Below are 23719 nucleotides of genomic sequence, written 5' to 3'. Positions count from 1 at the left end.
GCGGAGGCCTCTCCCTGAACGGAATATGAACGTTCTCACAAGAAGGTGAGGCTATCCTTCGTCGCTCCAGCGGGCGTCCCGGGCGGCCAGCACCGCGCCGACGTTGTCCGCGATCCACTCCACGACCGGCAGCAGCCGCTCGGCCAGCTCGGCCCCGAGCGGGGTCAGCGCGTAGTCGACCCGCGGCGGGATGACGGCGAGCGCCTCGCGGTGCACGAAGCCGTCCTCCTCGAGGGTCCGGAGGGTCTGCGCCAGCATCTTCTCGCTGATGCCGCCGATCCGGCGCCGCAGCTCGCCCCAGCGCAGGCCGCGCTCGGCCAGGGCGGCGAGGACGAGCACGCCCCACTTGCTCGTGACGTGGCCGAAGACCTCGCGGCTCGGGCAGTCGGCGGAGTAGACGTCGCCGGTGAGGAGGGGGCTCTCGATGATGGTCACAGGAGTACTAACCAAATAGTGGGTACTGCATTCCGGGAAGTTCTGGCGGTGCGGCCCGGTTCCCCTCTCCGACGGCGCCCCACCCGCCGTCTCCCGAACGGAAGGACCACCCCCATGACCCTCGTCGTCACCGGAGCCACCGGCCACCTCGGCCGTCTCGCCGTCGAGCACCTGCTCGCCCGCGGCACCGCCGCCTCCGACATCGTCGCCACCGGCCGCGACGCCGCCAAGCTCGAGGCGCTCGCCGCCGACCTCGGTGTCCGCACCGCCGTCGCCGACTTCGAGGACCCGGCCTCGCTCGACGCCGCCTTCTCCGGCGCCGAGGCCGTGCTGCTCGTCTCCGGCTCGGAGGTGGGCAAGCGCGTCGCGCAGCACACCGCCGCGATCGAGGCCGCCGCCCGCGCCGGCGCGCGCCTGGTCTACACGAGCGCCCCGAAGGCGACCACCAGCCCGCTGATCCTGGCCCCCGAGCACAAGGCGACGGAGGAGGCGATCGCCGCCTCGGGCCTCCCCGCCGTGATCCTCCGCAACGGCTGGTACAACGAGAACTACGCGCAGACCGTCGCCGAGCTCGCCTCGACCGGCACCACCCTCTCCAGCGCCGGCGACGGCCGCGTCTCCAGCGCCGCCCGCACCGACTACGCCGAGGCCGCCGCCGTCGCCCTGCTCGACGCCTCCCTGGTCGGCTCGGTGCACGAGCTCTCCGGCGACACCGCCTGGAGCTTCGACGAGCTCGCCGCCCTCGTCGGCGAGGTCGCCGGCCGCGACGCCGCGATCACGCACGTCGACTCCGCCGAGCACACCCGCATCCTCACCGAGGCCGGCGTCCCCGAGGGCGGCGTCGGCTTCGTCGTCGGCCTCGACGCGAACATCGCCGACGGGCTCCTCGGCGAGACCGACGGCTCGCTCGCCCGCCTCATCGGCCGCCCGACCACCCCGATCCGCGCCTACGTCGAGGAGCAGCTCGCCGGCTGAGCCGCGTCCTGCGGCCGGTGGCTGACCTCCGGCTCGCGGAATCCGCTCCGGCTCGCCGGATCGTCCGGTTCTGGCGTGCCGGAGGCGCTCGCGCGTGCCGGAGCCGCTGACTGAAGCACCTCGGGCACGCAGAATCGGCTCCGGCTCGTCGAATCGGCTGGTTCCCGCGTGCCGGGGGCGGTTCGGCGAGCCGGACCCGCGCCCCGGGGCCGCGGTGTCCGACCCCCGACGTAGGCTTGACGCCATGACCTCGACGACGCCTCGCTCCGGTATCGACCTCTCCGAACTCGACCCGGCGACGCGTCCGCAGGACGACCTCTACCGCCACGTCAACGGGCTGTGGATCGACCGCACCGAGATCCCGAGCGACAAGGCGCGCTACGGCTCCTTCCACGTGCTCCAGGAGGAGGCGGAGAAGGCGGTCCGCGACATCATCGTCGAGGCGCAGTCCGCCCCGCAGGGCACCGAGGCGCGCATGTTCGGCGACCTCTACACCTCCTTCCTCGACGAGGCGCGCGCCGAGGAGCTCGGCGCCGCCCCGCTCGCCGACGACCTCGCGGACGTGCAGCGCGTCGACTCGATCGCCGCGCTGCTGCAGGCCGTCGGCACCTTCGAGCGCGCGGGCGTCCCCGGCCTCTTCGGCCTCTTCGTCGACAACGACCCGGGCGAGCCCGAGCGCTACCTCGTGTTCGTCAACCAGGGCGGCCTCGGCCTGCCCGACGAGAGCTACTACCGCGAGGAGGAGTTCGCCTCCGTCCGCGAGGCGTACCTGCCCTTCGTCGCCCGGATGCTCGGGTTCGCCGGCATCGACTCGCCGGAGTCGCGCGCCGAGCGCATCGTCGCGCTCGAGACCGACCTCGCCGCCGTGCACTGGGACAAGGTGCGCAGCCGCGACAGCCAGGACACCTACAACCTCCGCTCCTGGGCCGAGGTCACCGAGCTCGCCGCCGGCATCGACCTCGACGTCTGGCTGACCGCGATGGGCGCGCCGGAGGGGGCGCTCGCCGAGGTCGTCGTGCGCCAGCCGAGCTTCCTCGAGGGGCTCGCCGGCCTGCTGACCGACGACCGCCTCCCCGCCTGGCGCGACTGGCTGTCCTGGCAGGTGATCCGCGGCGCCGCGGCGTACCTCTCCAGCGACTTCGTCGACGCCAACTTCGACTTCTACGGCCGCACCCTCACCGGCACGCCGCAGAAGCGCGAGCGCTGGAAGCGCGCCGTCTCGCTCGTCGAGGGCTCGCTCGGCGAGGCCGTCGGCCGGATATACGTCGAGCGCCACTTCCCCGAGACGGCGAAGGCCGCGATGGACGTCCTCGTCGCGAACCTGATCGAGGCCTACCGCCGCTCGATCGTGGATCTCGAGTGGATGGGCGCCGACACCCGCGAGCGCGCGCTGGAGAAGCTCGCGAAGTTCACGCCGAAGATCGGCTACCCGGTCCGCTGGCGCGACTACTCCGCCCTCTCGATCGACCCGGCCGACCTGGTCGGCAACGCCCGCCGCGTCGCCGCCTTCGAGTTCGACCGCGAGCTCGGCAAGATCGGCAAGCCGCTGGACCGCGACGAGTGGTTCATGACGCCGCAGACCATCAACGCGTACTACAACCCCGGCTTCAACGAGATCGTCTTCCCCGCCGCGATCCTGCAGTTCCCCTTCTTCGACGAGTCCCGCGACGCCGCGGCCAACTACGGCGCGATCGGCGCGGTGATCGGCCACGAGATCGGCCACGGCTTCGACGACCAGGGCTCGCGCTTCGACGGCGACGGCCGCCTGACCGACTGGTGGACCGAGGACGACCGGGCCGCGTTCGAGGAGCGCACGAAGGCCCTCATCGCGCAGTACGACGCCCTCGCTCCCGCGACGACGCCCGGCCACCACGTCAACGGCGCGCTCACCATCGGCGAGAACATCGGCGACCTCGGCGGTCTCGGCATCGCGTGGAAGGCCTACCTGCTCTCGCTCGACGGCGAGGAGTCGCCCGTGATCGACGGCCTGACCGGCGCGCAGCGCTTCTTCCTCTCCTGGGCGCAGGCCTGGCAGCAGAAGGCGCGCGACGAGGAGACGATCCGCCTGCTCGCCATCGACCCGCACTCGCCGTCGGAGTTCCGCTGCAACCAGATCGTCCGGAACCTGGACGAGTTCTACGCTACTTTTGACGTCACCGAAGGCGACTCCCTCTGGCTCCCGCCGAGCGAGCGCGTCGCCATCTGGTAGTCGCCGCCGACTGCCGTCCCGCACCACGGGCGAGCGGCGGGCATCGAGAGCCGACCGATGCCTTCCGCGCCGTCCGTCCACCGACGCGTCGTCGCGGTGGACCCCGCTCCTCCCCTCCGCACCGACCGTTCCACCGACCCGGAGAGAGGCCGCAGCCGTGGTGATCCCCGCCCACGAGACCCGTCGTGAGAGTCGTCGTGCCCGTCGCGGCCGGCACAAGGGCGACTACGACCACGACGACTTCCAGCGCGGCTTCGACGCGCTCGGCCGGCTCGCCCTGGACGGCGTCGTGGTGTCGGCCCGCGCGGTCGACCTCGGCACCGGCCGCGCCCTCTTCGCGGTCGACGACTCCGTCTCGATGCCGACGGCGTCCGTCGGCACGATCGTGCTCCTGGTCGAGGTCGCGGCGCGGCTCGCCACCGACCCGCAGGAGAACCTGCGCCTCGTCGACCGCACCGCCGCCGACGCCGTCACCGGCACGGGGATCTGGCAGCACCTGCAGATCCCGTCGATGCCGATCGCGGATCTCGCCGCCCTCGTCGGCGCGACCAGCGACAACCTGGCCACCAACGTCCTCCTGCGCCGGGTCGGACTCGACGCCGTCCGCGAGCGGGCCGAGGCGCTCGGCCTCTCGCGCACCGCCCTGCTCGACGTCGTCCGCGACGAGCGCGGTCCGGACGACGCTCCGCAGCTCTCCATCGGCTCGGCCAGCGAGCTGACCTGGCTGCTCGCGACACTCGCGAACGGCGAGGTCGTCGACCCCGCGGTCAGCTCGCGCGTCATCGGCTGGCTCTCGCTGAACAGCGACCTGTCGATGGTCGCCTCCGCCTTCGGCCTCGACGCGCTCTCGCACCGGCAGCCCGACCACGGCGTCCTGCTGGTGAACCGGACCGGCACCGACGTGGGCGTCCGCGCCGAGGTCGGCGTGCTCCGCGGCCCGCGCGCCGGCGTCGCCTACGCCGTCATCACGCAGTTCGACGACTCGAGTCTGCGCTACCGCCTCGCGGTGCTCGACGGCATGCGCACGCTGGGCGTCGACCTGCTGGAGTACGTGCACTGACGGTCGCAGCGGCCGCGTGCTTCCGCTCGCTCCCCTGCGGTCCGCGCTCGCCGACCTCCGGCTCGTGGAACATCGTCCGGCTCGCCGGAATCGCGCGATCCCGCGTGCCGAGGTCGGATCCGCGTGCCGAAGGTTCTCGCAGTGGGCGGCGCCGTCAAGCCGGTGACCGCTCCCGGAGGCGCGACCTAGGCTGCCGGCAGCGGCGTCGCCTCCCGGTGCGCCGCGGAGAGGACACCATGAGCAGCTTCGGCTTCGACGCCCCCGAGGACGTCACCGACACCACCCGTCCCGCCGCCGACTCCCTGCCGGTCCCCCCGGAGGACCCGGCCGAGGTCGACGACGCGGAGGCGACCGGAGAGGCGACCGACGAGGGCGCCGATTCGCGCCTCGACGACGACGCCCGCCTCGACGACGACCAGGATCCGCCGGAGCACCCCTTCGTCCCCTCGCCGAGCTGAGCGACGGACCGGGCTCCGGCCCGGCGCGTGCACAGCTCAGGCTAGAAGGGCCGGATCGGTCCGAAAACACTCGATCCGCCGCTGCCGGCCTGAGCTGTGCACACGCTCGACGGCTGACGTCGCTGCGGGCGGCCAGTGACGAGGCGGCCGACCCTCGTCAGCCGCGGAACGCCCCGCGGTGGCGCGCCGCCGGGTGCCGCGGGTTCAGCCGCGCGGCGCCGGTCAGCCGCTCGCGCAGCCCGCCGGGCGCGTACTCCGAGCGGGCGAGGCCGCGCGCCCGCAGCACCGGCATCACCTCGTCGACGAACTCGACGTAGCTGTCGGGCAGCGTCCAGTGCGCGAGGTTGATGCCGTCGACACCCGCGTCGCGCAGCTCCGACAGCCGGTCGGCGATCTGCTCGGGCGTGCCGACGACGCGCTGGTGCCGGCCGACGGCCAGGCGGGCGAGATCGGCGACGGTCGCGTCGCGGTCGGGCAGCAGCCGGATCATCGACTCGAGCGTGCTGCGGTTGCCGTTGGTGACGATGTCGCGCAGCTTCGTCTCGGGCGGGAAGGGCTTCCCGTCCGCCTGGTCGACGCTGAGTCCGGCGTGCAGCAGGTGGGCGTCGACGCTCGTGTACGCGTCGAGTTCGGCCTCGCGCTCGCGGGCCTCCTGCTCGGTGCTGCCCACGATCACCGACAGCGGTGAGAAGAACAGGACGTCGTCGCCGCGGCGCCCCGCCGCCTCCGTCAGCGCGCGGGTCGACGCGATCAGCTCGCGGGTCTGCTCCGTCGTCGAGCCGCCGACGAACTGCGCCTCCGCGTGCCGGGCCGCGAAAGCGCGGCCGGCGGGTGAGGAGCCGGCCTGGAAGAGGAAGGGCGTGCGCTGCGGCGACGGCGCCGAGAGGTGCGGCCCCTCCACCCGGTACGCCTCGCCGACGTGGTCGATCCGGTGCACCGACTCCGGCCGGGAGTACGCGCCGCCCTGGTCGCGCACCGACGCGTCGTCGTCCCACGAGCCCTCCCACAGCTTGTAGACGACGTCGAGGTACTCCTCGGCCTGGGCGTAGCGGGCGTCGTGCTCGGTGAGGCGGTCGAGGCCGAAGTTGCGGGCCGCGTTCTCCTGGTAGCTGGTGACGATGTTCCAGGCGACCCGGCCCTTCGAGAGGTGGTCGAGGGTCGACATCCGCCGCGCGAACTCGAACGGGTGCGCCTGCAGGATCGAGCTGGTCATCGCGAGGCCCAGGTGCTCGGTCGAGCCGATCAGGGCGGCCAGCAGGATCGACGGGTCGTTGTTGGGCAGCTGCAGGCCCTCGCGCGCGTTCACCTCGAGCGAGGCGCCGACCGCGCCGTAGGTGCCCACGACGTCCGCGAAGAAGATCGCGTCGAACACCCCGTGCTCGAGCGTCCTCGCCACCTCGATCCAGTGCCCCAGGTCCTCGAACGAGTCGTGCCGCGCCCCGGGCCGCCGCCACTGGCCGTGGTGGATGTGCGAGGGCGTGTTCATCACGAACGCGTTGAAGAGCAGGGGGCGGGGATCGGTCATGCGGGCTGCTCCTGGGGCGGGACGCTGGTGCGGAAGTCGGTCTCGGGCTCGGTGCCGTTCAGCAGGTAGGCGCCGATCGCGGCCTGACGGAAGACCGCCGGGTTGTGCGAGGCGATCGTACGGGCATTGCGCCAGTGCCGGTCGAGCCCCGACTCGGTGAGCACCGCGGAGGCGCCACCCACTTCGAACAGGCGCGATGTCACCGCGACGATGTCGGCCACCGCGATCTGCTGCGCCTCGAACTGGCGGATCTGCACCCGCACGTAGTCGCGGGTGCGCTCGGCCTCGTCGGCGTGCTCGCGCTCGCGGACGGCGGCGTAGTCGCGGGCGACGTCGTGCACCAGGGCCTCGACCGCGGCGACGCGGCTCGCCAGCTCGCCGACGACCGACTGCACCCGCGGGTCCTCGCGGGGCAGGCTCTCGCCGGCGACGCCGAACGAGCGCGAGCGGCCGCGGACGAAGCGGAGGGTGTCCTCGAGCGCGGCGCGGCCGATGCCCGCCATCGTCGCCTGAAGCAGCAGGTGCAGCAGCAGCCGGAAGTCGAGGGTGTACCAGTCGGGCTCCTGCAGCACCCGGTAGACGCTCTCGTCGTCCAGCGGCACGTCGGCGAAGACGGTGGTGCCGCTCGCGGTGAGGCGCTGGCCGAAGCCGGTCCAGTCGTCGAGCACCTCGACGCCGGGCGCGGCGGTCGGCACGACGGCGCCGTAGCGCTCGCCCGAGGGGTCGAGCGCGCCGGTCCAGGTGTAGTCGGCGTAGAGGGTGCCGGTCGTGTAGAACTTGCGGCCGGTCAGCCGCCAGCCGCCGCCGTCGACCGGGACGAGCCGCGCCTCCGTCGTCGTCGCGGAGCCCTTCTCGGCCTGCGAGTTGGCGAAGAGGGCGCCGGCCGCCGCGCGCCGCAGCCAGGTCTCGTCGCGGGCAGTGCCGCCGACGAGGAAGCGCTCGACCAGGCCGAAGTGGCCGCGCAGCGCCTGCGGGAGGTTGGGGTCGGCCGCGCCGAGCTCGACCAGGAGGGTGAACAACTCGGGCAGGGTCGCGCCGGCGCCGCCCCACTCGACCGGCACGCGCATCGCGGTGAAGCCGGAGGCGACGAGCGCGGCGATCTCGGGGTGGAGCAGGCGGCGCTCCCGCTCGCGGACGAGCGACTCCGCGCCGACCTCGGCGATGACGGCGCGGAACCGGGCGAGGTCGGCGGTGCTGAGGCTCATCGAGCGGCCTCCGTCGCGGCGTCTCCCGTGAACGCGCCGCGGAACGCACGCGCGGGGTGCTCGTCGGGCAGCTGGTCGCGTCCGAACAGCTTCTGCCGGAGCGTCCCCGGGGCGTACTCGCGCTGAGCGAGCCCGCGCTCCTGCAGCACCGGGATCACGTGGTCGACGAACTCCTCGAAGCTGCCGGGCAGGATCCAGTTCATGACGTTGACGCCGTCGATCCCCGCGTTCTGCCACTCGGCGAGGCGGTCGGCGATCTGCTCGGGCGTGCCGACGATCCGGCCGCGCAGCTTCGCCGCGAGGGTCGCCAGGTCGCGCACCTTCGGGTCCGGGTCGGGCGAGAGCTCGCGCATCCACTGCAGGTGGCTGACGTTGGTGCCGGTCGAGAGCTCCGAGAGCGGGGTGTCCGGGTCGAGCGGCTCGCCCGTCCTCGGATCGAAGGCGAGGTTGCTGTGCAGGAGGAAGCCGTCGCTGGAGAGGTACTCGTCGAGCTCCGCGGCCTTGCGCTGCGCCGCCTCCTCGGTGTCGCCGGTGACGAAGGCGAGGCCGAGGAAGAAGGCGAGGTCCTCGGCGGAGCGGCCCGTCGCGGCGACCTTGGCGCGGGTCTGCTCGATCAGCGTGCGGGTCTTGTCGATCCCGGAGGTGAGCACGAACTGGCCCTCCGCGTGCCGGGCCGCGAAGGCGCTGCCCGCGGGGGAGGAGCCGGCCTGGAAGATCACCGGCGTGCGCTGCGGCGACGGCGGGCTCTGGTGCGGGCCGGCCACGCGGTAGCGCTCGCCGACGTGGTCGATACGGTGGATCCCGCCCGCGTCGGCGAAGACCGCGTCCTGCGGGTGGCCGAGCGCCTTGTCGCGCTTCAGCGCGTCGTCGTCCCAGGAGCCCTCCCAGAGCTTGTAGACGACCTCGAGGTACTCCTCGGCCCAGCGGTAGCGCTCGTCGTGCTCCTCGAGCCCGTCGGCGCCGAAGTTGCGCGCGGCGCTCTCCTGCGCGCTGGTGACCACGTTCCAGCCGACCCGGCCGCCGGAGAGGTGGTCGAGCGTCGAGACGCGGCGGGCGAACTCGAACGGGTGCGCCTGCAGCACCGAGGAGGTGAAGACCAGGCCGAGGTGCTCGGTCACCGCCGCGAGCGCGCCGAGCAGCACCGACGGGTCGTTGCTCGGGAACTGCAGGCCCTCGCGGGCGTTGACGGCGTAGTCGCCGCGCGCCGGTCCGTAGAGGCCGAGGACGTCGGCGAAGAAGATCGCGTCGAAGCGGCCGCGCTCCAGCGTCCGGGCGAGGTCGGTCCAGAGCGCGAGCGAGGTGAACTCGTGCTGGCGCGCGTCCGGGTGCCGCCACAGGCCGTGCTGGATGTGCGAGGCGGTGTTCATCACGAAGGCGGAGAAGCGCAGGGGCTTCGGGGCGGTGCTCATCGGGGCTCCTCGGCAGTGCGGGCGGTCGGCCCGGTGGTCGGGCTCGGGTCGGCGTCGGGGTCGCTCAGCAGCCGCCGCCCGGGCACGGCGTCGAGCAGCTCGCGCACGTAGTCCGTGCGCGGCGCCTCGAACAGCTCGCGCGAGCCGCCCTGCTCGACGACCCGGCCGGCGCGCAGCACGACCACGTCGTGCGCGAGCCGGCGGACGGTGGAGAGGTCGTGCGAGATGAACAGGTACGAGACGCCCTGCTCGCGCTGGATCCGCTCGATCAGCTGCAGCACCCGCTCCTGCGTGATGACGTCGAGGGCGCTGAGCGCCTCGTCGAGCACCACGAGTGAGCTGCGCGGAGCGAGCGCCCGCGCGATGGCGACCCGCTGGCGCTGGCCGCCGGAGAGCTCGCCCGGCCGCTTGTCGATCGCGCCGTCCGGCAGCGAGACGGCGTCGAGCAGCTCCTCGACCCGGGCGCGGCGCTCGCGCGGCGGGACGGAGCCGACGATCGGCTCGGCGACGATCCGCCCGACGGTCCAGCGAGGGTCGAGCGCCGAGTCCGGGTTCTGGTAGACGAGCTGCACGGTGCGCCAGAGCGCCAGCCGGTCGCGGCCGGAGACGTTCGTGACGTCCTGCCCGCCGAGGTGGACGGTGCCGGCGCTCGGGTCGAGCAGGCGGAGGATCATCCGCGCGGTCGTCGACTTGCCCGAGCCGGACTCACCGACCAGCGCGAGCGTGCGGCCCTGGGCGAGTGAGAACGAGACGTCGTCGACGGCGGCGACCGGGTCGCCTCCGCGCCGGCCGGGGAAGGTCTTCGACAGCCCCCGCACCTCCAGCACCGTGTCGGCGGAGGAGCCGGCGGCCGCGCTCGGCGGCGGCGCGGTCTGCGTCGCCCGGGCGTGCGCGATCAGCTCGGCCGTGTAGTCGACGGCGGGGGTGCGGACGATCCGCTCGACCGGCGCATCCTCGACCAGGCGCCCGCGCTGCAGCACCAGGGCGCGGGAGGCGTGGTCGGTCGCGAGCGCGAGGTCGTGGGTGACGAAGAGCACGCTGGTGCCGTGCTCGGCGGCGAGGCGGTCGAGCACGCGCAGGATCTGCTTCTGCACCGTGACGTCGAGCGCCGAGGTCGGCTCGTCGGCGACCAGCAGGGCAGGGTCGAGACCGAAGGCGATCGCGATCAGGATGCGCTGCTTCAGGCCGCCCGAGAGCTCGTGCGGGAACTGGGTCAGGCGGTCGGCGGCCCGCGACACCTCCGCGATCTCGAGCAGCTCGATCGAGCGGGCCCGGCGCTCGCTGCGCGAGAGGCGCTCGCCGCGGATCGCGAAGATCTCGGCGACCTGCGCCCCGATGGTGAGCACGGGCGTGAGGCTCGAGCCGGGGTCCTGCGGGATGAGGCCGACGCGGCGGCCGCGGATCCGGCTCCAGCGCGACTCCGAGAGCCGCGTCGCGTCGGCGCCGTCGACGAGCAGCCGGCCGGCGGTGACGCGCGCGCCGTCGGGCAGCAGTCCGGTCGCCGCGTTCGCGATGGTCGACTTGCCCGAGCCGGACTCGCCGACCAGGGCGACGATCTCGCCGCGGCCGACCGAGAACGAGACGTCGTCGAGGGCGCGCACCCCGCGGCGGCCGACGCGGTAGTCGAGCGAGAGACCCTCCAGCTGCAGGGCGGGTGCGGTGGCGGCGGTGGAGCCGGCGGCGTCAGGCACGGGTCGCCTTTCCGAGGTAGCGGCTGAGCACGCCGAGCGCGACGACGACGACCAGAACGAAGGTCCCGGGCAGCGCCGTCATCCACCACGCGTTGGCCAGGTAGTTGCGGCCCTCGGCGATGATCAGCCCCCACTCGGGCGTGGGCGGCGGGGTGCCGAAGCCGAGGAAGCCGAGCGCCGAGACGGCCAGCACCGCGGCGCCGAAGTCGACGACGGCGAGGGCGACGAGTGCCCCGGTGATCGCGGGCAGCACGTGGCCGGTCAGCTGGCGGAGGTAGCCGGCGCCGGCCAGCAGGCTCGCCTCGAGGTAGTCGAGCGAGCGGACCCGGAGGACCTCGGCCCGGGTCACCCGCGCGAACAGCACGACCGAGCCGATGCCGACTCCGATGCCCAGCGAGACCGGACCCGCGCCGTAGGCCGAGACGACGAACAGCGCGATCATGAACGCCGGCAGCGCGATCAGGGCGTCGATCACGCGCATGCTCACCGACTCCGCCCACGAGCCGAGGGTGGAGGAGACGATGCCGACGAGGGTGCCGAGCACGAGCCCGACGACCACGGCGAGACCGGCGGTGAGCGCGGTCTGGCTCGTGCCGAAGATCATCCGCGCCAGCACGTCGCGGCCGAGGTGGTCGGTGCCGAAGGGGTGGGCGAGGCTCGGCGCGAGGAACACCTGTGCCGAGTCGCCGGTGAGCGGGTCGGAGGAGGTGAACCAGCCGGGCGCGATCAGCCAGAGCACGACGACGACGATCAGCGCCGCCGAGAGGATCGTGGCCGCCCCGGGGACGGGCAGGCTGCGGAGGAGGCCGGCACGGCGGTCGTCCGCCGTCCGGGTGAGCTCAAGCGCCAAGGCGCACCAGTCCCTTCTGTCCGCGGGTGCGCAGCACGCGGGGATCGAGCACGGGCGCGATCAGGTCGAGCACGAGGGTGGTGACGACGACCACGAGCGTCGTCAAGAGCACGAGGCCCTGCACGAGCGGCACGTCCTGCGCGATCACCGCCTTCAGCAGCACCGAGCCGAGGCCGGGGCGGGCGAAGACCGTCTCGGTGATGACCGAGCCGGCGAGGAGGATCCCGAGCGTCGTGCCGATCACGGCGGTGGTCGCGCCGAGCGAGGAGCGCAGCACGTGCCGGAGGAAGACCCGCAGCGGCCGGGCGCCCTTGGCCCGCGCGGTCTTCACGAAGGCGAGCTCGGACGCCTGCTCGACGCCGCTCAGCAGGACCTGTGCGATCGGCGCCGACACCGGGATCGCGAGCACCAGGGCCGGGATGAGCAGCGACAGCAGCGACCCGTCGGGGAAGAGCGAGAGGATCCGGAGCTGGAAGGAGAACACCTGCAGCACGATGATCCCGAGCCAGAAGACGGGGACCGAGCTGAACAGCGACGGCACGGCGACCACGAGCGCCTTCAGCCGCGGCGCGTCGATGAGGAACGCCGCCGCGCTGACACCGACGGCGATGACGATGCTGAGCAGCAGCCCGGTCGCGGCCAGCGCCACGGTGCTGCCGACGACGTCGCCGATCCTGGTGAGCACGGGCTGGCCGGTGGAGAGCGAGAAGCCGAAGTCGCCGCGCACCAGGCTCGCCAGCTGCAGCAGGTACTGCTCGTACCAGGGCTTGTCGTAGCCGTAGAGGGCGCTGACCTGCTGGACCAGCGCGGGGTCGGCTCCGGCGTCGCCGGCCAGGAAGATCGTGACGGGATCGGACGGCAGCAGCTGCACGACCGCGAAGACGATCGTGTACGTGAGCCAGAGAACGAGCACCGCCTGACCGGCCCGGCCGGCGAGATACCGGAGCACCGCGGCTACCTCTGCACCCAGGCTTCTTGGAGCAGCGGAGCGGTGCCGCCGTCGAAGCTCACGTGCACGCCGGCGCCGACGGCGTGCACCTGCACCTCGTCCCAGAGCGGCACCAGCAGGTTGGTGCCGAGCACGAGGCGCTCCTGGATGTCCGCGAGGACGTCGTCACGGGCGGCGGGGTCGGTCGCGGCGCGCTCGGTCGCGAAGAGCCCGTTCAACTCGTCGTCCGAGACGTAGGTGTTGGTGTTGCCGGCGGCGCTGAACAGCGGGCCGAGGCCGCCGAGGTAGAACTGGCGCGAGCCGATGGCCGGGTAGGCCGGGTCGCCGAGGGCGGTCGCGAGGATGGCGCTGTCGCCGGCGTTGTTGGTCAGCTCGACGCCGAGCTTGCGCCACTCCGATTCGATGAACTCGAAGGCCGGCTTGATCACGACGCTGCGCGGGCTGGCGGCGACCGAGAGGGCCAGGCGCTGCCCGTCCTTCTCTCGGACGCCGTCGGAGCCGACGGTCCAGCCGGCGTCGTCGAGCAGCTTCTCGGCCTCGTCGGCGTCGTAGGCGAGGTCGTCGCTGAGGTCGACGAAGCCCGGGGCGGAGCGGTTGAGCACCGAGCCGGAGAGCGGGTAGCTGTCGCTGAGCACGGTCGACTTCAGCGCGTCGCGGTCGAAGCCGATCTGCAGAGCTCGGCGGACGTCCTGGTCGGAGACGACCGGGGCGTCGCCGCGGAAGGCGAGCCAGTTGGCGGTGAGCTCCGGAGCCTGCGCGACGGCGAGCTCGATGCCGGAGGCGGCCGCGGCGGCCTCGTCGGTCGGCTGGATGCCGCGCGAGATGTCAGCCTGACCGGAGGAGACGGCGCCGACGCGCAGCCCGACCTCGGGGATCGCGCGGAAGGTGACCTCGTCGAGGTGCGCGGCGCCGGTGTTCGTCGAGATCGACGACGGCCAGGCGTAGTCCTCGCGCTTGTCGAAGACGATCTCCTGGTCGGGCACCTGCGAGGCGAAGACGAAGGGGCCGGAGGCGACGATCTTCGAGATGTCGGCCTGGCCGGCGTAGTCCAGCGCGAGGGTCGAGGTGGAGACCAGGCTCGCGGTCGAGGCGGCCGTCGCCTTGAGGAAGTCGGCGTTCGGCTCCGAGAGGCGCACCACGACGGTGTCGTCGCCGGTCACCTCCGAGCCGGCGTAGCCGATGAAGTCGCGGTTCTTGACGATCTTCTTCGCCTCGTCGCCGAGGCCGAGCTGGTCGAGGTTCGCCTTGACCGCCGCGGCGTCGAGCGGAGTGCCGTCCGAGAAGGTGACGCCCGGGCGGATCGTGAAGGTGAACTCGGTGTTGTCGCTGTTGACGCTCCACTCCGAGGCGATCCACGGCACGACCTCGCCGTTCTCCGGGTCGAAGGCGGTGAGCCGATCGGCGATGGTGCGGAAGACGTTCGACTGCGTGTAGTTGAAGCCCTTCTGCACCTGGAAGTCGGTCTGCAGCTCGATGTCGGCGAAGACGAGCGAGCCGCCCTCGACGGGCGTGCCGGAGGTGGACGCGGGCTCATCCGCCGCCTGCGCGGTGCAGCCCGCGAGCAGGCCTGCCACGAGGACGGCGCCGACGGCCGCGGCGACGCGCGAGCGGGACGGGGACGTGAAACGGAACATGCGGACGGGCTCCTTGCGTGGGCTGACGACCCGGCCAACCTACGAGTCTGCTCAGCCCACGGCCATCCAGCGCGTAACACGGCGCCATCCGCCGTCACGCGGCGTCGCCTGCGGCTCCGCGGCCGAGCTCCTGCTGATCGAGGAGCCCGGCGCAGCCGGGCGTCTCGAGATCCTGCAGCAGACGCCGCTCCGCCGCGCCGCCTCGACCAGCGACATGGGCGGCCTGCTAGCCTCTCGGCACCGGCGCGAGCGGGGGCTTCTGGAATCCGGCGGGCTCCGTATCGCGCCGGTTCTCCCTCATCGGCTGGTCACACGTCGCCGGCATCGCCCGTCGGGATCCGTGCGCTGCTCGCGTACAGCGAGAAGCCGGCACCGAGTCGCAGTCCCGTCTTCTGGTGCAGTGCCATGCATCGGCGGATCTGCTTCCAGAGGTAGCTCTGCTCTTGCGGGGACCCTCCCCTCGTGAGGTAGGCGCCTGCGGAGTAGGCGACGATGTCCGCGAGCTGAAGGATCTCCCGGTCCCAGTGGCTGAGCTCGGTGTCGACCCACAGCGGCTTGTCGAGCACGAGGTCGTAGTCGGGCCTCCTTCGCAGCACCCTGTCCAGGGTCGCTCGCGCGTCCCTCAGGCCACCGCTGCGGAAGAACTTCTCGTGCTGAGACTGCTGATCTGCGACGAACATCGCGGCGTCGGAGGAGAAGTCACCCACGGTCGCTGCGACACGCTGATGCAGGTATGCGTAGGCGACGCCCAACGGCGTGAGTTCGCGCCCCGTCGCGATCATCTCGAGCTTGTCCACCACCGCGGCGAAGACGAGGGGGGCGGAAGGTGTCGAAGAGGAGACCGATGTCCTTGAAGAGGGCCGCCGTGTGCTTCTCGGTGGTGAGGGTCCGGTACGCGGCCGGTCTGTCGAGGTGGTGTCCCGTCGCGACACTGCGCGCCACCCGGCGGAGGTGACGTCCCTTGATCTCGGAATCGGCCCAGGGCAGTCCCCCAGCAGCAGAGTGTCCGAAGTGCTTCTCCTTGACCTCCATGATGCGCTCCGCGAGTGCGCGCCGCGACGTATCGCGGACCCCGACGTAGCCGAGCACGAAGTACTGGCTGGCGCCGCGCCTCAGTGCCGGTTCTCCTGCCGCCTCGTCGCGATCGAGGGTGTGATTGCCGAACTCGTCGACGTAGACGATCAGCATGCCGCTCCCTCTCGCTCGGCCCCGGCGTTGGAGGCTAGCAAGCGCGCAGGCTGCTCCGAGCGTTGGCGTGAAGCGTCGAGACGGCACCCCGCTGATCGAGCAGTCCGGCGCCGCCGGGCGTCTCGAGGTCCGCGCGCCTACTCGTGCGGCGGCGACCCCGGCCGCAGCCGCTGGGCCAGCCGCTTCAGCGGGTGCGCCGGCTCGCGCTCGAGCGGCTCCTCCACCTCGAGGCCGTAGAACGAGCCGATGTCGCCGACGAAGGCGGCTCGGCGGGCCTTGTCGTACGCGCGGATCTCCCTCCGGAAGGCGATCACCGTCGCGACGCACATCAGGATCATCACCACGCTGAACGGCAGCGCCGAGAGGATCGCGGCCGTCTGCAGCGCGTCGAGGCCGCCGGCGATCAGCAGCGAGAGCGCGAGAAGCGCCGTCGCGAGCGCGAAGAAGATGCGGATGCGGTTGCGCGGCTCCGCGTCGCCGCCGGTGGCGATCATCGCCATCACCAGGGCGCCGGAGTCGGCGGAGGTGACGAAGAAGACGCCGATCAGGATGATCGCGCCGACCGTGAGCACCGAGCCCGCGGGCAGGCCCTGCAGCATCGAGAAGAGCGCCGTGTCGGTGCTCACTGCGCCGTCCGGGCCGACGAGCCCGCCGTCGCCGTAGAGCTCGCGGTAGAGCGCGGTGCCGCCGAGGACGCTGAACCAGAGGAAGGTCATGATCGTCGGCACCAGCAGCACACCCGCGACGAACTCGCGGACGGTCCTGCCCTTCGAGACGCGGGCGATGAAGATGCCGACGAACGGCGCCCACGACATCCACCAGCCCCAGTAGAACGTCGTCCAGGTCGCCTGCCAGGCCTCGCCCTCCTGCCCGGCGTAGGCGCTGACGGTGAAGGTGAGGCCGATGAAGTTCTGCAGGTAGTTGCCGAGCGACTGCACGAACTCGCGCAGCAGGAACTGCGTCGGGCCCGCGACGAGCACGAACACGAGCAGCGCGGCGGCGAGCAGCAGGTTGCCGGTCGAGAGCCACTTCATGCCCTTGCCGACGCCGGAGACGAGCGAGAACACGGTGAGGGCGGTCACGATCGCGATCACGATGATCTGCACGGTGAGCGAGGAGTCGACGATGCCGCTCGACTCCAGCCCCGCCGAGATCTGGGTGACGCCCAGTCCGAGCGAGGTGGCGACGCCGAACATGGTGCCGACGAGCGCGACCACGTCGATGGTGTTGCCCCAGCCGCCGCGGACGCGTCGGCCCAGCAGCGGCTCGAGCGCCCAGCGGATCGACACCGGGCGCTTCCGGCGGTGGATCGCGTAGGCGAGGGCGAGGCCGACGACCACGTAGATCGACCAGGCGTGCACGCCCCAGTGCAGATAGGTCTGCGAGATGGCGCTCTGCGCGAGCTCCGTCTCGGTGCCGGTCACGCCGGGGCGCGGGGTGGCGAAGTGGGTGAGCGGCTCCGCGACGCCGTAGAAGACGAGGCCGATGCCCATCCCGGCCGCGAAGAGCAGCGAGATCCAGGAGAGCATCGAGAACTCGGGCTCGTCGTCGTCGGCGCCGAGCGTGATGTCGCCGAAGCGGCTGACGCCCATCCAGATCGCGAAGGCGACGAAGACCGCGGCGATCAGCACGTAGTACCAGCTGAAGGTGTTGACGACGGTGGTCTGCAGGGAGGCGAAGACCTCGGTGGCGACCTCGGGGGCGAGGATCGCGAACGCGGCGATCGAGAGCGTGATCACCGCGGCCGGCCAGAACACCCAGCGGGCGAGGCGCTGCGGGGGCCTCTCGGACGTCTTCTGCTCGGGCATTGCGCGGGCCTCTCGTCGACGGCAAAAGCTCCACCGTACACGGGGGCCGCGGCGCGGGCGCAGGCGGAGCGTGCGCTCGGGTCGGTGCGGCAGGCTGGACCCGTGCAGTTCAGAGTCTTCACCGAACCCCAGCAGGGCGCGAGCTACGAGGATCTCCTCGCGGTCGCGCAGGCCACCGAAGCCCTCGGCTACGACGGCTTCTTCCGCTCCGACCACTATCTCCGGATGGGCGACGGCGATCCCGGCCCCGGCCCGACCGACGCCTGGACGACCCTCGCGGGCCTCGCGCGCGAGACCGAGCGGATCGCGCTCGGCACCCTCGTCTCCTCCGTCACCTACCGGCCGCCGGGGATCCTCGCCATCCAGGTCGCCCAGGTCGACGCGATGTCGGGCGGCCGCGTCGAGCTCGGGCTCGGCACCGGCTGGTTCGAGGAGGAGCACGCCGCGTACGGCATCGACTTCCCGCCGCGTCGCTTCGACCTGCTCGAGGAGCAGCTCGAGATCGTCACCGGCCTCTGGTCGACGCCGGTCGGCGAGCGCTACTCGTTCGCGGGCGAGCACTACACGCTGACCGACTCGCCCGCGCTGCCCAAGCCCGCGCGCCTGCCGCTGCCGGTGATCGTCGGGGGAGGAGGACCCAAGCGGACCCCGCGGCTCGCGGCCCGCTTCGCCAGCGAGTTCAACCTGCCCTTCCCCGAGTTCGACGCGATCCCCGGCGCGTTCGAGCGCGTCGACGAGGCCTGCGTCGCGATCGGGCGCGAGCCGTCCTCGCTCGTGCACTCGGTCGCGCTGATCGCGGTCGGCGGAGCGGACGAGGCGGAGTTCGTCCGGCGCGCCGCGGCGATCGGCCGCGAGCCCGCCGAGCTGCGCGAGCACGGCGTCGCCGGCGGCGTCGACGAGACCGTCGACCGCCTCGAGTCCCTGCGCGCGGCCGGCGCCGAGCGCGTCTACCTCCAGTTCATGGACCTCCAGGACCTCGACCACCTCGACTTCTTCGCCCGCGAGGTGCTGCCGCGCCTGTCGGCCTGAGCCTCCCGTCATGCCGATCGAGTAGCCCGCGGAGCGGGCGTATCGAGATCCACCGTTTCGCAGAGGCCGGGTCTCGAGACGCCGCCGGAGGCGTCTACTCGACCAGCATGGAGAGGGCTGCTCGACCAGCGAGGCCGCAGGCAGGGAGACGCCCGCCGCTGCGACCTAGGCTGGAGGGATGGTGGACACGATCGAGCGCGCCGACGAGCGGCTGGCGACCCGCTCGGCCGCCGAGCTGCCGTGGGTCGTGCTCGTCTGGGACGACCCCGTGAACCTGATGTCGTACGTCTCCTACGTCTTCCGCAGCTACTTCGGCTTCGGCCGGGCCGAGGCCGAGCGGCTCATGCTCCAGGTGCACACGGAGGGGCGCGCTGTGGTCGCGACCGGCAACCGCGAGGAGATGGAGCGGCACGTGGAGGCGATGCACGGCTACGGCCTGTGGGCGACGCTGCAGAAGGCCGACGCATGACCGCTCGACTCACGGCGGGCAGGCCCTGATGCGCTCCTTCCGCCGCGACTCCTCCGGTGCCGCCGTCGCCCGCTTCGACCGCGAGGAGGCCGGGATCCTCCGCCACCTCGCCGGCGAGATGCTCGAGCTGCTCGACCGCGGGACGAGCGAGGACGCGCGCAACGACCCGGCGCTGGCGCGGCTGCTGCCCGACGCCTACCGCGACGACGACGAGGCCGCCGCCGAGTTCCGCCGCTTCACCGCCCCGGATCTGGCCGGCCGCAAGATGGACGACGCCCGCGCGATCACCGCTGCGCTCGACGCCGGCGAGGGCTCAGGCCACGCCCGCGTCTTCGCCGGTCTCGGCGAGGTCGCCGTCCGGCTCGAGCCGCCGCAGGCGCTGTCCTGGCTCCGCGGGCTCACCGACATGCGCCTCGCCCTCGCCGCCCGCCTCGGCATCGTCGACACCGACGACGTCGAGCCCGATGGCGAGACCGGGCAGGCTATCCGCGCGGTCTACGACTGGCTCGGCAGCGTCCAGGACGGGCTGGTCCGCGCGATCGACGTGTGATCGCGACGGTCGCGGCCAGGCCTTTCCGCTAGAGGATCGAGAGATCTCCACAGCTGTGGACAAACCTGTGGAGAGATGTGGAGAACGGGCGTCCTCGCCGATGCCCGCCGCCGCGGATCGCCTGTCCCGCAGCGGATCCGGCCGAGCAGAGGGTGTGGAAACGCGAGGTGTCCGGTCGGTGAACCCGCGCCCCCGGAACGGGGGATCAGGCTCCCGGTTCGACGCCGGGGGCGGAACCGCGTACCGTCCGGACCGTGAACACTCCTTCAGGAACCCAGGCCAAGCGCGCCGCCGACGACGCTCAGGACTCGACCGCGGTGCGCACGCTCGCCCGCGGGGGCTACGCCGCGAACGGCCTCGTCCACATCCTCATCGGCGTCATCGCCCTGCAGATCGCGACCGGCGGCCAGGGCGAGGCGGACCAGTCCGGCGCGCTCGGCTCGCTCGCCGCGCAGCCCGGCGGACTGGTCGTGCTCTGGGTCTGCGCGATCGGGCTCTTCGGACTCGCGCTGTGGGGCGCGCTCGAGGCGTTCCTGGTGGCGGGCGGCGACAGCGCCGCGTCCCGCTGGGGCAGCCGGCTCAAGGAGGCGGCGAAGGCCGTCGTCTACCTCGCGCTCGGCATCACGACCCTCCGCTTCGCGCTGGGCGGCAGCTCCGACTCGTCCGAGACGTCCGAGAGCGCGAGCGCGCAGGTCCTCGCCGCGCCCGGCGGAGTGGTGCTCCTCGTGATCGCCGGACTCGCGATCCTCGCGGTCGGCGGCGTCTTCGTCTACCGCGGTGCGTCGAAGAAGTTCCTCGAGAACGTCGCATTGCCGGGCGGGACGGCCGGCCGCGTCGTCACCGGCCTCGGTATCGCGGGCTACGTCGCGAAGGGCGTCGTGCTCGGCGTGCTCGGGATCCTGGTGATCATCGCCGCCGTCACGCACGACCCGGCGCAGGCGGGCGGCCTGGACGAGGCGCTGAAGACGCTGACCGAGCTGCCGTTCGGGGTCGTGCTGCTCGGCGTCGTCGCCGTCGGGCTGATCGCCTACGGCGCGTTCTGCTTCGCCCGGGCGCGCTGGCCGAAGCTCTGAGGAGGGCCGCCGGGGCACCGACGTCGCGCCGGCGGGAGGGCTCGGCGCGATAGCCGCCGCGGAGCCCGCCCATGCGCGCCGGATCCGCACCGCGCCGCCCTCCCGATCCGCGCCGTCGCCGGGCTCCTGATCCCCGGAAGGACGCCGCCGGAGAGCGCGGAGCCGTGACGGGCGAGCGCGGCGCGGGGCCGATACCCCCTGACGGGTGTGATCGCAAGCAGTGCCGAGGTCCGGCTTCCAGTGACACTCTGTGCAGATGCATGCAGGTGGCGACGACGCGAGTGCGGAGCGGGTCCGCCCTGCCCTGGCCGAGACGGCCGCGCGCCTGCTCCGGGCCGTCGCGACCGGTGACCGCGCCGCGTTCGCCGAGCTGTTCGACCGCTTCGGCGGGCTCTTCTCCGCCTCGATCGCCACGGTGCACGCCGACGCCTCCACGCGCGACCGGCTCTGCACCGAGGCCTTCGCCGCCGTCTGGCGCCGTGCCCGGGAGGGCGCCAGCGCCCCGGAGCCGGTGCTCTGGCTGCTCGAGGTGCTCTGCGAGACGCTCGGCTCCTCCCGGGAGGGCTCGCGCCGCCCGCTCGCCGAGGGGCTCCTCGCACTGGCCTGCCCGGACCGCGAGCTGCTGCTGCTCGCCGTGGCCGGCCGCTACTCCCAGCCCGAGATCGCCGCGCTCACGGGCGTCCGCGAGTCGCGGCTGCGCGCGGTCCTCCGCGACGCGCTCGGCTCCCTCCGCGGCGGCCTCGGCGACGGGCGCCTCACCGCCTGATCTGCGGCGCCGTCTCCTCGAGAACTCGCCGCCTCCCCCGCGGCGGCTCCGACGGGCGTAAACTTGAGTCACCCGAACTCAACTTTCGAACCGCAAGGAGGAGATGCAGATGCAGGCCGGTCGGACACCCCAGCAGGACGAGTCGTCCGCTCTCGCGCAGTACGGCGTCGACCTGACCGCGATCGCGGCGAGCGGCAAGCTCGACCCGGTCATCGGACGGGACGCCGAGATCCGCCGCGTCAGCCAGGTGCTCACGCGTCGCACCAAGAACAACCCGGTGCTCATCGGCGAGCCCGGCGTCGGCAAGACGGCGGTCGTCGAGGGGCTCGCGCAGCGGATCGTCGCGGGCGACGTCGCCGACAGCCTCAAGGGCAAGCGGCTCGTCAGCCTCGACCTCTCCGCGCTGATCGCGGGGGCGAAGTACCGCGGCGAGTTCGAGGAGCGGCTGAAGGCCGTCCTCGCCGAGATCAACGACTCCGGCGGCCGCATCATCACCTTCATCGACGAGCTGCACACGCTGATGGGCGCCGGCGGTGGCGAGGGCTCGGTGGCGGCGGCGAACATGCTGAAGCCGATGCTGGCCCGCGGCGAGCTGCGGATGATCGGCGCCACGACGCTCGACGAGTACCGCCAGTACATCGAGAAGGACGCGGCCCTCGAGCGCCGCTTCCAGCAGGTGTTCGTCGGCGAGCCGACCGTCGAGGACACGGTCGCGATCCTCCGCGGGCTGAAGGAGCGCTACGAGGCCCACCACAAGGTCGCGATCGCCGACTCCGCGCTGATCGCCGCTGCCTCGCTGTCCAACCGCTACATCACCGCCCGCCAGCTGCCCGACAAGGCCATCGACCTCATCGACGAGGCCGCCTCGCGCCTGCGGATGGAGATCGACTCCGCGCCGGTCGAGATCGACGAGCTGCGCCGCTCCGTCGACCGGCTGAAGCTCGAGGAGCTCGCGCTGAAGAAGGAGAAGGACGAGGCCTCGAAGGCGCGGCTGGAGACGCTGCGCGAGGACCTCGCCCGCCGCGGCGCCCACCTCGCCGAGCTGCAGCAGCGCTGGGAGCGCGAGCGCGCCTCCCTCAACCGCATCGGCGATCTCAAGAACCGGCTCGACGCGCTGCGGATCGCGGCCGAGCGGGCCCAGCGCGAGGGCAACCTCGAGCGCGCCTCCCGCCTGCTCTACGGCGACATCCCCGCCGCCGAGAGCGAGCTCGCGGCCGCCGAGCAGGAGGAGCAGCCGGCCGAGGGCCGCATGGTCAACGAGCAGGTCACCTCGGACGACATCGCCGCGGTCATCGCCGCCTGGACCGGCATCCCCGTCGGCCGGCTGATGCAGGGCGAGACCGAGAAGCTGCTGCACCTCGAGACCGAGCTGCACCGGCGCCTCATCGGCCAGAACGAGGCGGTCTCGGCCGTCGCCGGCGCCGTCCGCCGCACCCGCGCCGGCGTCTCCGACCCCGACCGGCCCACCGGCTCCTTCCTCTTCCTCGGACCGACCGGCGTCGGCAAGACCGAGCTGGCGAAGGCGCTCGCCGACCACCTCTTCGACGACGAGAAGGCGATGGTGCGGATCGACATGTCGGAGTACGGCGAGAAGTTCGCCGTCTCGCGGCTGGTCGGCGCCCCTCCCGGCTACATCGGCTACGAGCAGGGCGGCCAGCTGACGGAGGCGGTCCGCCGCCGGCCGTACTCGGTCGTGCTGCTCGACGAGATCGAGAAGGCGCACCCCGAGGTCTTCGACGTGCTGCTGCAGGTGCTCGACGACGGCCGGCTCACCGACGGCCAGGGGCGGACGGTCGACTTCCGCAACACGATCCTCATCCTCACCTCGAACCTCGGCTCGCAGTTCCTGGTGGACCAGTCCCTGACCCGCCCGCAGAAGGTCGAGGCGGTGCAGCAGATGGTGCGCCAGGCCTTCAAGCCCGAGTTCGTGAACCGGCTCGACGACATCGTCGTGTTCGAGGCGCTCGACCGCACCGAGCTCGGCGAGATCGTCTCGCTCTACGTCGACCGGCTCTCGCGCCGGCTGGCGGAGCGACGTCTCGACCTCGCCGTGACGCCCGCCGCCCGCGGCTGGCTGGCCGAGCGCGGCTACGACCCGCAGTACGGCGCTCGTCCGCTGCGCCGCCTGATGCAGCAGGAGATCGACGACCGGCTGGCGACGGCCCTCCTCGACGGCTCGATCCGCGACGGCGACGTGGTGCTCGTCGACGCGGGCCCGGACGGCCTGCTGGTCTCCGCGGGCCTCGCGACGCCGTAGCTCGGGCCGGTCCGCCCCGCCTGTCGCCCCGTCCCGTCCCTCCCCTCCCATTCCTCAAAAGTTGCGGTAGTCGCGCGCCACTACCGCAACTTTTGAGGACTCGCGGGAGGGATGCGCGAGGGTCGCTCCTCCACAGGGGGCGATCGCGGGCGGGCCGTCCACAGACGCCGCCCGGGCGC

General features: G+C 72.6%; 21 protein-coding genes. 10 read left to right on the top strand and 11 right to left on the bottom strand.

The window, feature by feature from the left end:
• Positions 1 to 51: 51 nt before the first annotated feature.
• Positions 52 to 435: a helix-turn-helix domain-containing protein gene (locus MT353_RS17090; RefSeq protein ID WP_243625408.1), complete on the bottom strand. Its 384-nt coding sequence runs from the start codon at positions 433 to 435 to the stop codon at positions 52 to 54.
• A gap of 114 nt (positions 436 to 549) precedes the next feature.
• Here MT353_RS17090 and MT353_RS17085 point away from each other — a divergent pair, with 114 nt between their 5' ends.
• From MT353_RS17085 to MT353_RS17070, 4 genes are all read left to right on the top strand, one after another.
• On the top strand, positions 550 to 1410 hold the full coding sequence (locus tag MT353_RS17085) for an NAD(P)H-binding protein (protein ID WP_243625407.1): 861 nt from the start codon (positions 550 to 552) through the stop codon (positions 1408 to 1410).
• A gap of 244 nt (positions 1411 to 1654) precedes the next feature.
• Positions 1655 to 3619, top strand: coding sequence for a M13 family metallopeptidase (locus tag MT353_RS17080; RefSeq protein ID WP_243625406.1), 1965 nt, complete (start codon positions 1655 to 1657; stop codon positions 3617 to 3619).
• Between the two features lie 157 nt (positions 3620 to 3776).
• On the top strand, positions 3777 to 4679 hold the full coding sequence (locus MT353_RS17075) for a serine hydrolase (RefSeq protein WP_123447174.1): 903 nt from the start codon (positions 3777 to 3779) through the stop codon (positions 4677 to 4679).
• A gap of 236 nt (positions 4680 to 4915) precedes the next feature.
• Positions 4916 to 5137, top strand: coding sequence for a hypothetical protein (locus tag MT353_RS17070; RefSeq protein ID WP_243625405.1), 222 nt, complete (start codon positions 4916 to 4918; stop codon positions 5135 to 5137).
• Positions 5138 to 5294: 157 nt separating this feature from the next.
• Here MT353_RS17070 and MT353_RS17065 read toward each other — a convergent pair whose 3' ends face one another.
• From MT353_RS17065 to MT353_RS17020, 10 genes are all read right to left on the bottom strand, one after another.
• The gene (locus MT353_RS17065) at positions 5295 to 6662 is read right to left on the bottom strand and encodes an NtaA/DmoA family FMN-dependent monooxygenase (protein ID WP_243625404.1); all 1368 of its coding nucleotides are present in this window, start codon (positions 6660 to 6662) and stop codon (positions 5295 to 5297) included.
• Positions 6659 to 7867, bottom strand: coding sequence for an acyl-CoA dehydrogenase family protein (locus MT353_RS17060; protein WP_243625403.1), 1209 nt, complete (start codon positions 7865 to 7867; stop codon positions 6659 to 6661). The genes MT353_RS17065 and MT353_RS17060 overlap by 4 nt, the downstream gene beginning before the upstream one ends.
• On the bottom strand, positions 7864 to 9276 hold the full coding sequence (locus tag MT353_RS17055) for an LLM class flavin-dependent oxidoreductase (RefSeq protein ID WP_243625402.1): 1413 nt from the start codon (positions 9274 to 9276) through the stop codon (positions 7864 to 7866). The genes MT353_RS17060 and MT353_RS17055 overlap by 4 nt, the downstream gene beginning before the upstream one ends.
• A complete protein-coding gene (gene nikE / locus MT353_RS17050; RefSeq protein WP_243625401.1) occupies positions 9273 to 10967 on the bottom strand; it encodes an ABC transporter ATP-binding protein in 1695 nt (564 codons plus the stop codon). Before nikE ends, MT353_RS17055 begins: the two co-directional genes overlap by 4 nt.
• Entirely contained in the window at positions 10960 to 11817 is an 858-nt protein-coding gene (locus tag MT353_RS17045) for an ABC transporter permease (RefSeq protein ID WP_243625400.1), read from the bottom strand. Before MT353_RS17045 ends, nikE begins: the two co-directional genes overlap by 8 nt.
• Positions 11807 to 12766, bottom strand: coding sequence for an ABC transporter permease (locus MT353_RS17040; protein ID WP_243625399.1), 960 nt, complete (start codon positions 12764 to 12766; stop codon positions 11807 to 11809). The genes MT353_RS17045 and MT353_RS17040 overlap by 11 nt, the downstream gene beginning before the upstream one ends.
• A gap of 5 nt (positions 12767 to 12771) precedes the next feature.
• Positions 12772 to 14400 carry an ABC transporter substrate-binding protein gene (locus MT353_RS17035; protein ID WP_243625398.1) on the bottom strand — a complete coding sequence of 543 codons (1629 nt, stop codon included), beginning with the start codon at positions 14398 to 14400 and terminating at the stop codon, positions 12772 to 12774.
• A 308-nt stretch (positions 14401 to 14708) separates the two neighbouring features.
• On the bottom strand, positions 14709 to 15200 hold the full coding sequence (locus tag MT353_RS17030) for a hypothetical protein (RefSeq protein WP_243625397.1): 492 nt from the start codon (positions 15198 to 15200) through the stop codon (positions 14709 to 14711).
• Positions 15100 to 15588, bottom strand: coding sequence for a DUF3800 domain-containing protein (locus MT353_RS17025; protein WP_243625396.1), 489 nt, complete (start codon positions 15586 to 15588; stop codon positions 15100 to 15102). The genes MT353_RS17030 and MT353_RS17025 overlap by 101 nt, the downstream gene beginning before the upstream one ends.
• A 137-nt stretch (positions 15589 to 15725) precedes the next feature.
• Positions 15726 to 17396: a BCCT family transporter gene (locus MT353_RS17020; RefSeq protein WP_243625395.1), complete on the bottom strand. Its 1671-nt coding sequence runs from the start codon at positions 17394 to 17396 to the stop codon at positions 15726 to 15728.
• A 102-nt stretch (positions 17397 to 17498) separates the two neighbouring features.
• On the opposite strand from MT353_RS17020, the gene MT353_RS17015 reads away from it, so the two are divergent.
• The 6 genes from MT353_RS17015 (at position 17499) to MT353_RS16990 (ending at position 23540) form a co-directional block, all read left to right on the top strand.
• Positions 17499 to 18425, top strand: coding sequence for an LLM class F420-dependent oxidoreductase (locus tag MT353_RS17015; protein WP_123447170.1), 927 nt, complete (start codon positions 17499 to 17501; stop codon positions 18423 to 18425).
• A gap of 178 nt (positions 18426 to 18603) precedes the next feature.
• Positions 18604 to 18894 (top strand): ATP-dependent Clp protease adapter ClpS, encoded by a 291-nt coding sequence (gene clpS, locus MT353_RS17010; protein ID WP_132437372.1) that lies wholly within the window; start codon positions 18604 to 18606, stop codon positions 18892 to 18894.
• 28 nt (positions 18895 to 18922) lie between these two features.
• Positions 18923 to 19444: a DUF2017 domain-containing protein gene (locus MT353_RS17005; protein ID WP_243581408.1), complete on the top strand. Its 522-nt coding sequence runs from the start codon at positions 18923 to 18925 to the stop codon at positions 19442 to 19444.
• A gap of 254 nt (positions 19445 to 19698) precedes the next feature.
• On the top strand, positions 19699 to 20517 hold the full coding sequence (locus tag MT353_RS17000; RefSeq protein ID WP_243625394.1) for a DUF1206 domain-containing protein: 819 nt from the start codon (positions 19699 to 19701) through the stop codon (positions 20515 to 20517).
• Between the two features lie 256 nt (positions 20518 to 20773).
• Positions 20774 to 21283 carry a hypothetical protein gene (locus MT353_RS16995; protein ID WP_243599361.1) on the top strand — a complete coding sequence of 170 codons (510 nt, stop codon included), beginning with the start codon at positions 20774 to 20776 and terminating at the stop codon, positions 21281 to 21283.
• 109 nt (positions 21284 to 21392) lie between these two features.
• The gene (locus MT353_RS16990; RefSeq protein WP_123706241.1) at positions 21393 to 23540 is read left to right on the top strand and encodes an ATP-dependent Clp protease ATP-binding subunit; all 2148 of its coding nucleotides are present in this window, start codon (positions 21393 to 21395) and stop codon (positions 23538 to 23540) included.
• Positions 23541 to 23719 lie beyond the last annotated feature (179 nt).

This window comes from Rathayibacter sp. VKM Ac-2927, from assembly GCF_022815525.1.
Classification (GTDB): domain Bacteria; phylum Actinomycetota; class Actinomycetes; order Actinomycetales; family Microbacteriaceae; genus Rathayibacter; species Rathayibacter festucae.
This window is presented reverse-complemented; position numbering and strand designations above follow the sequence as displayed.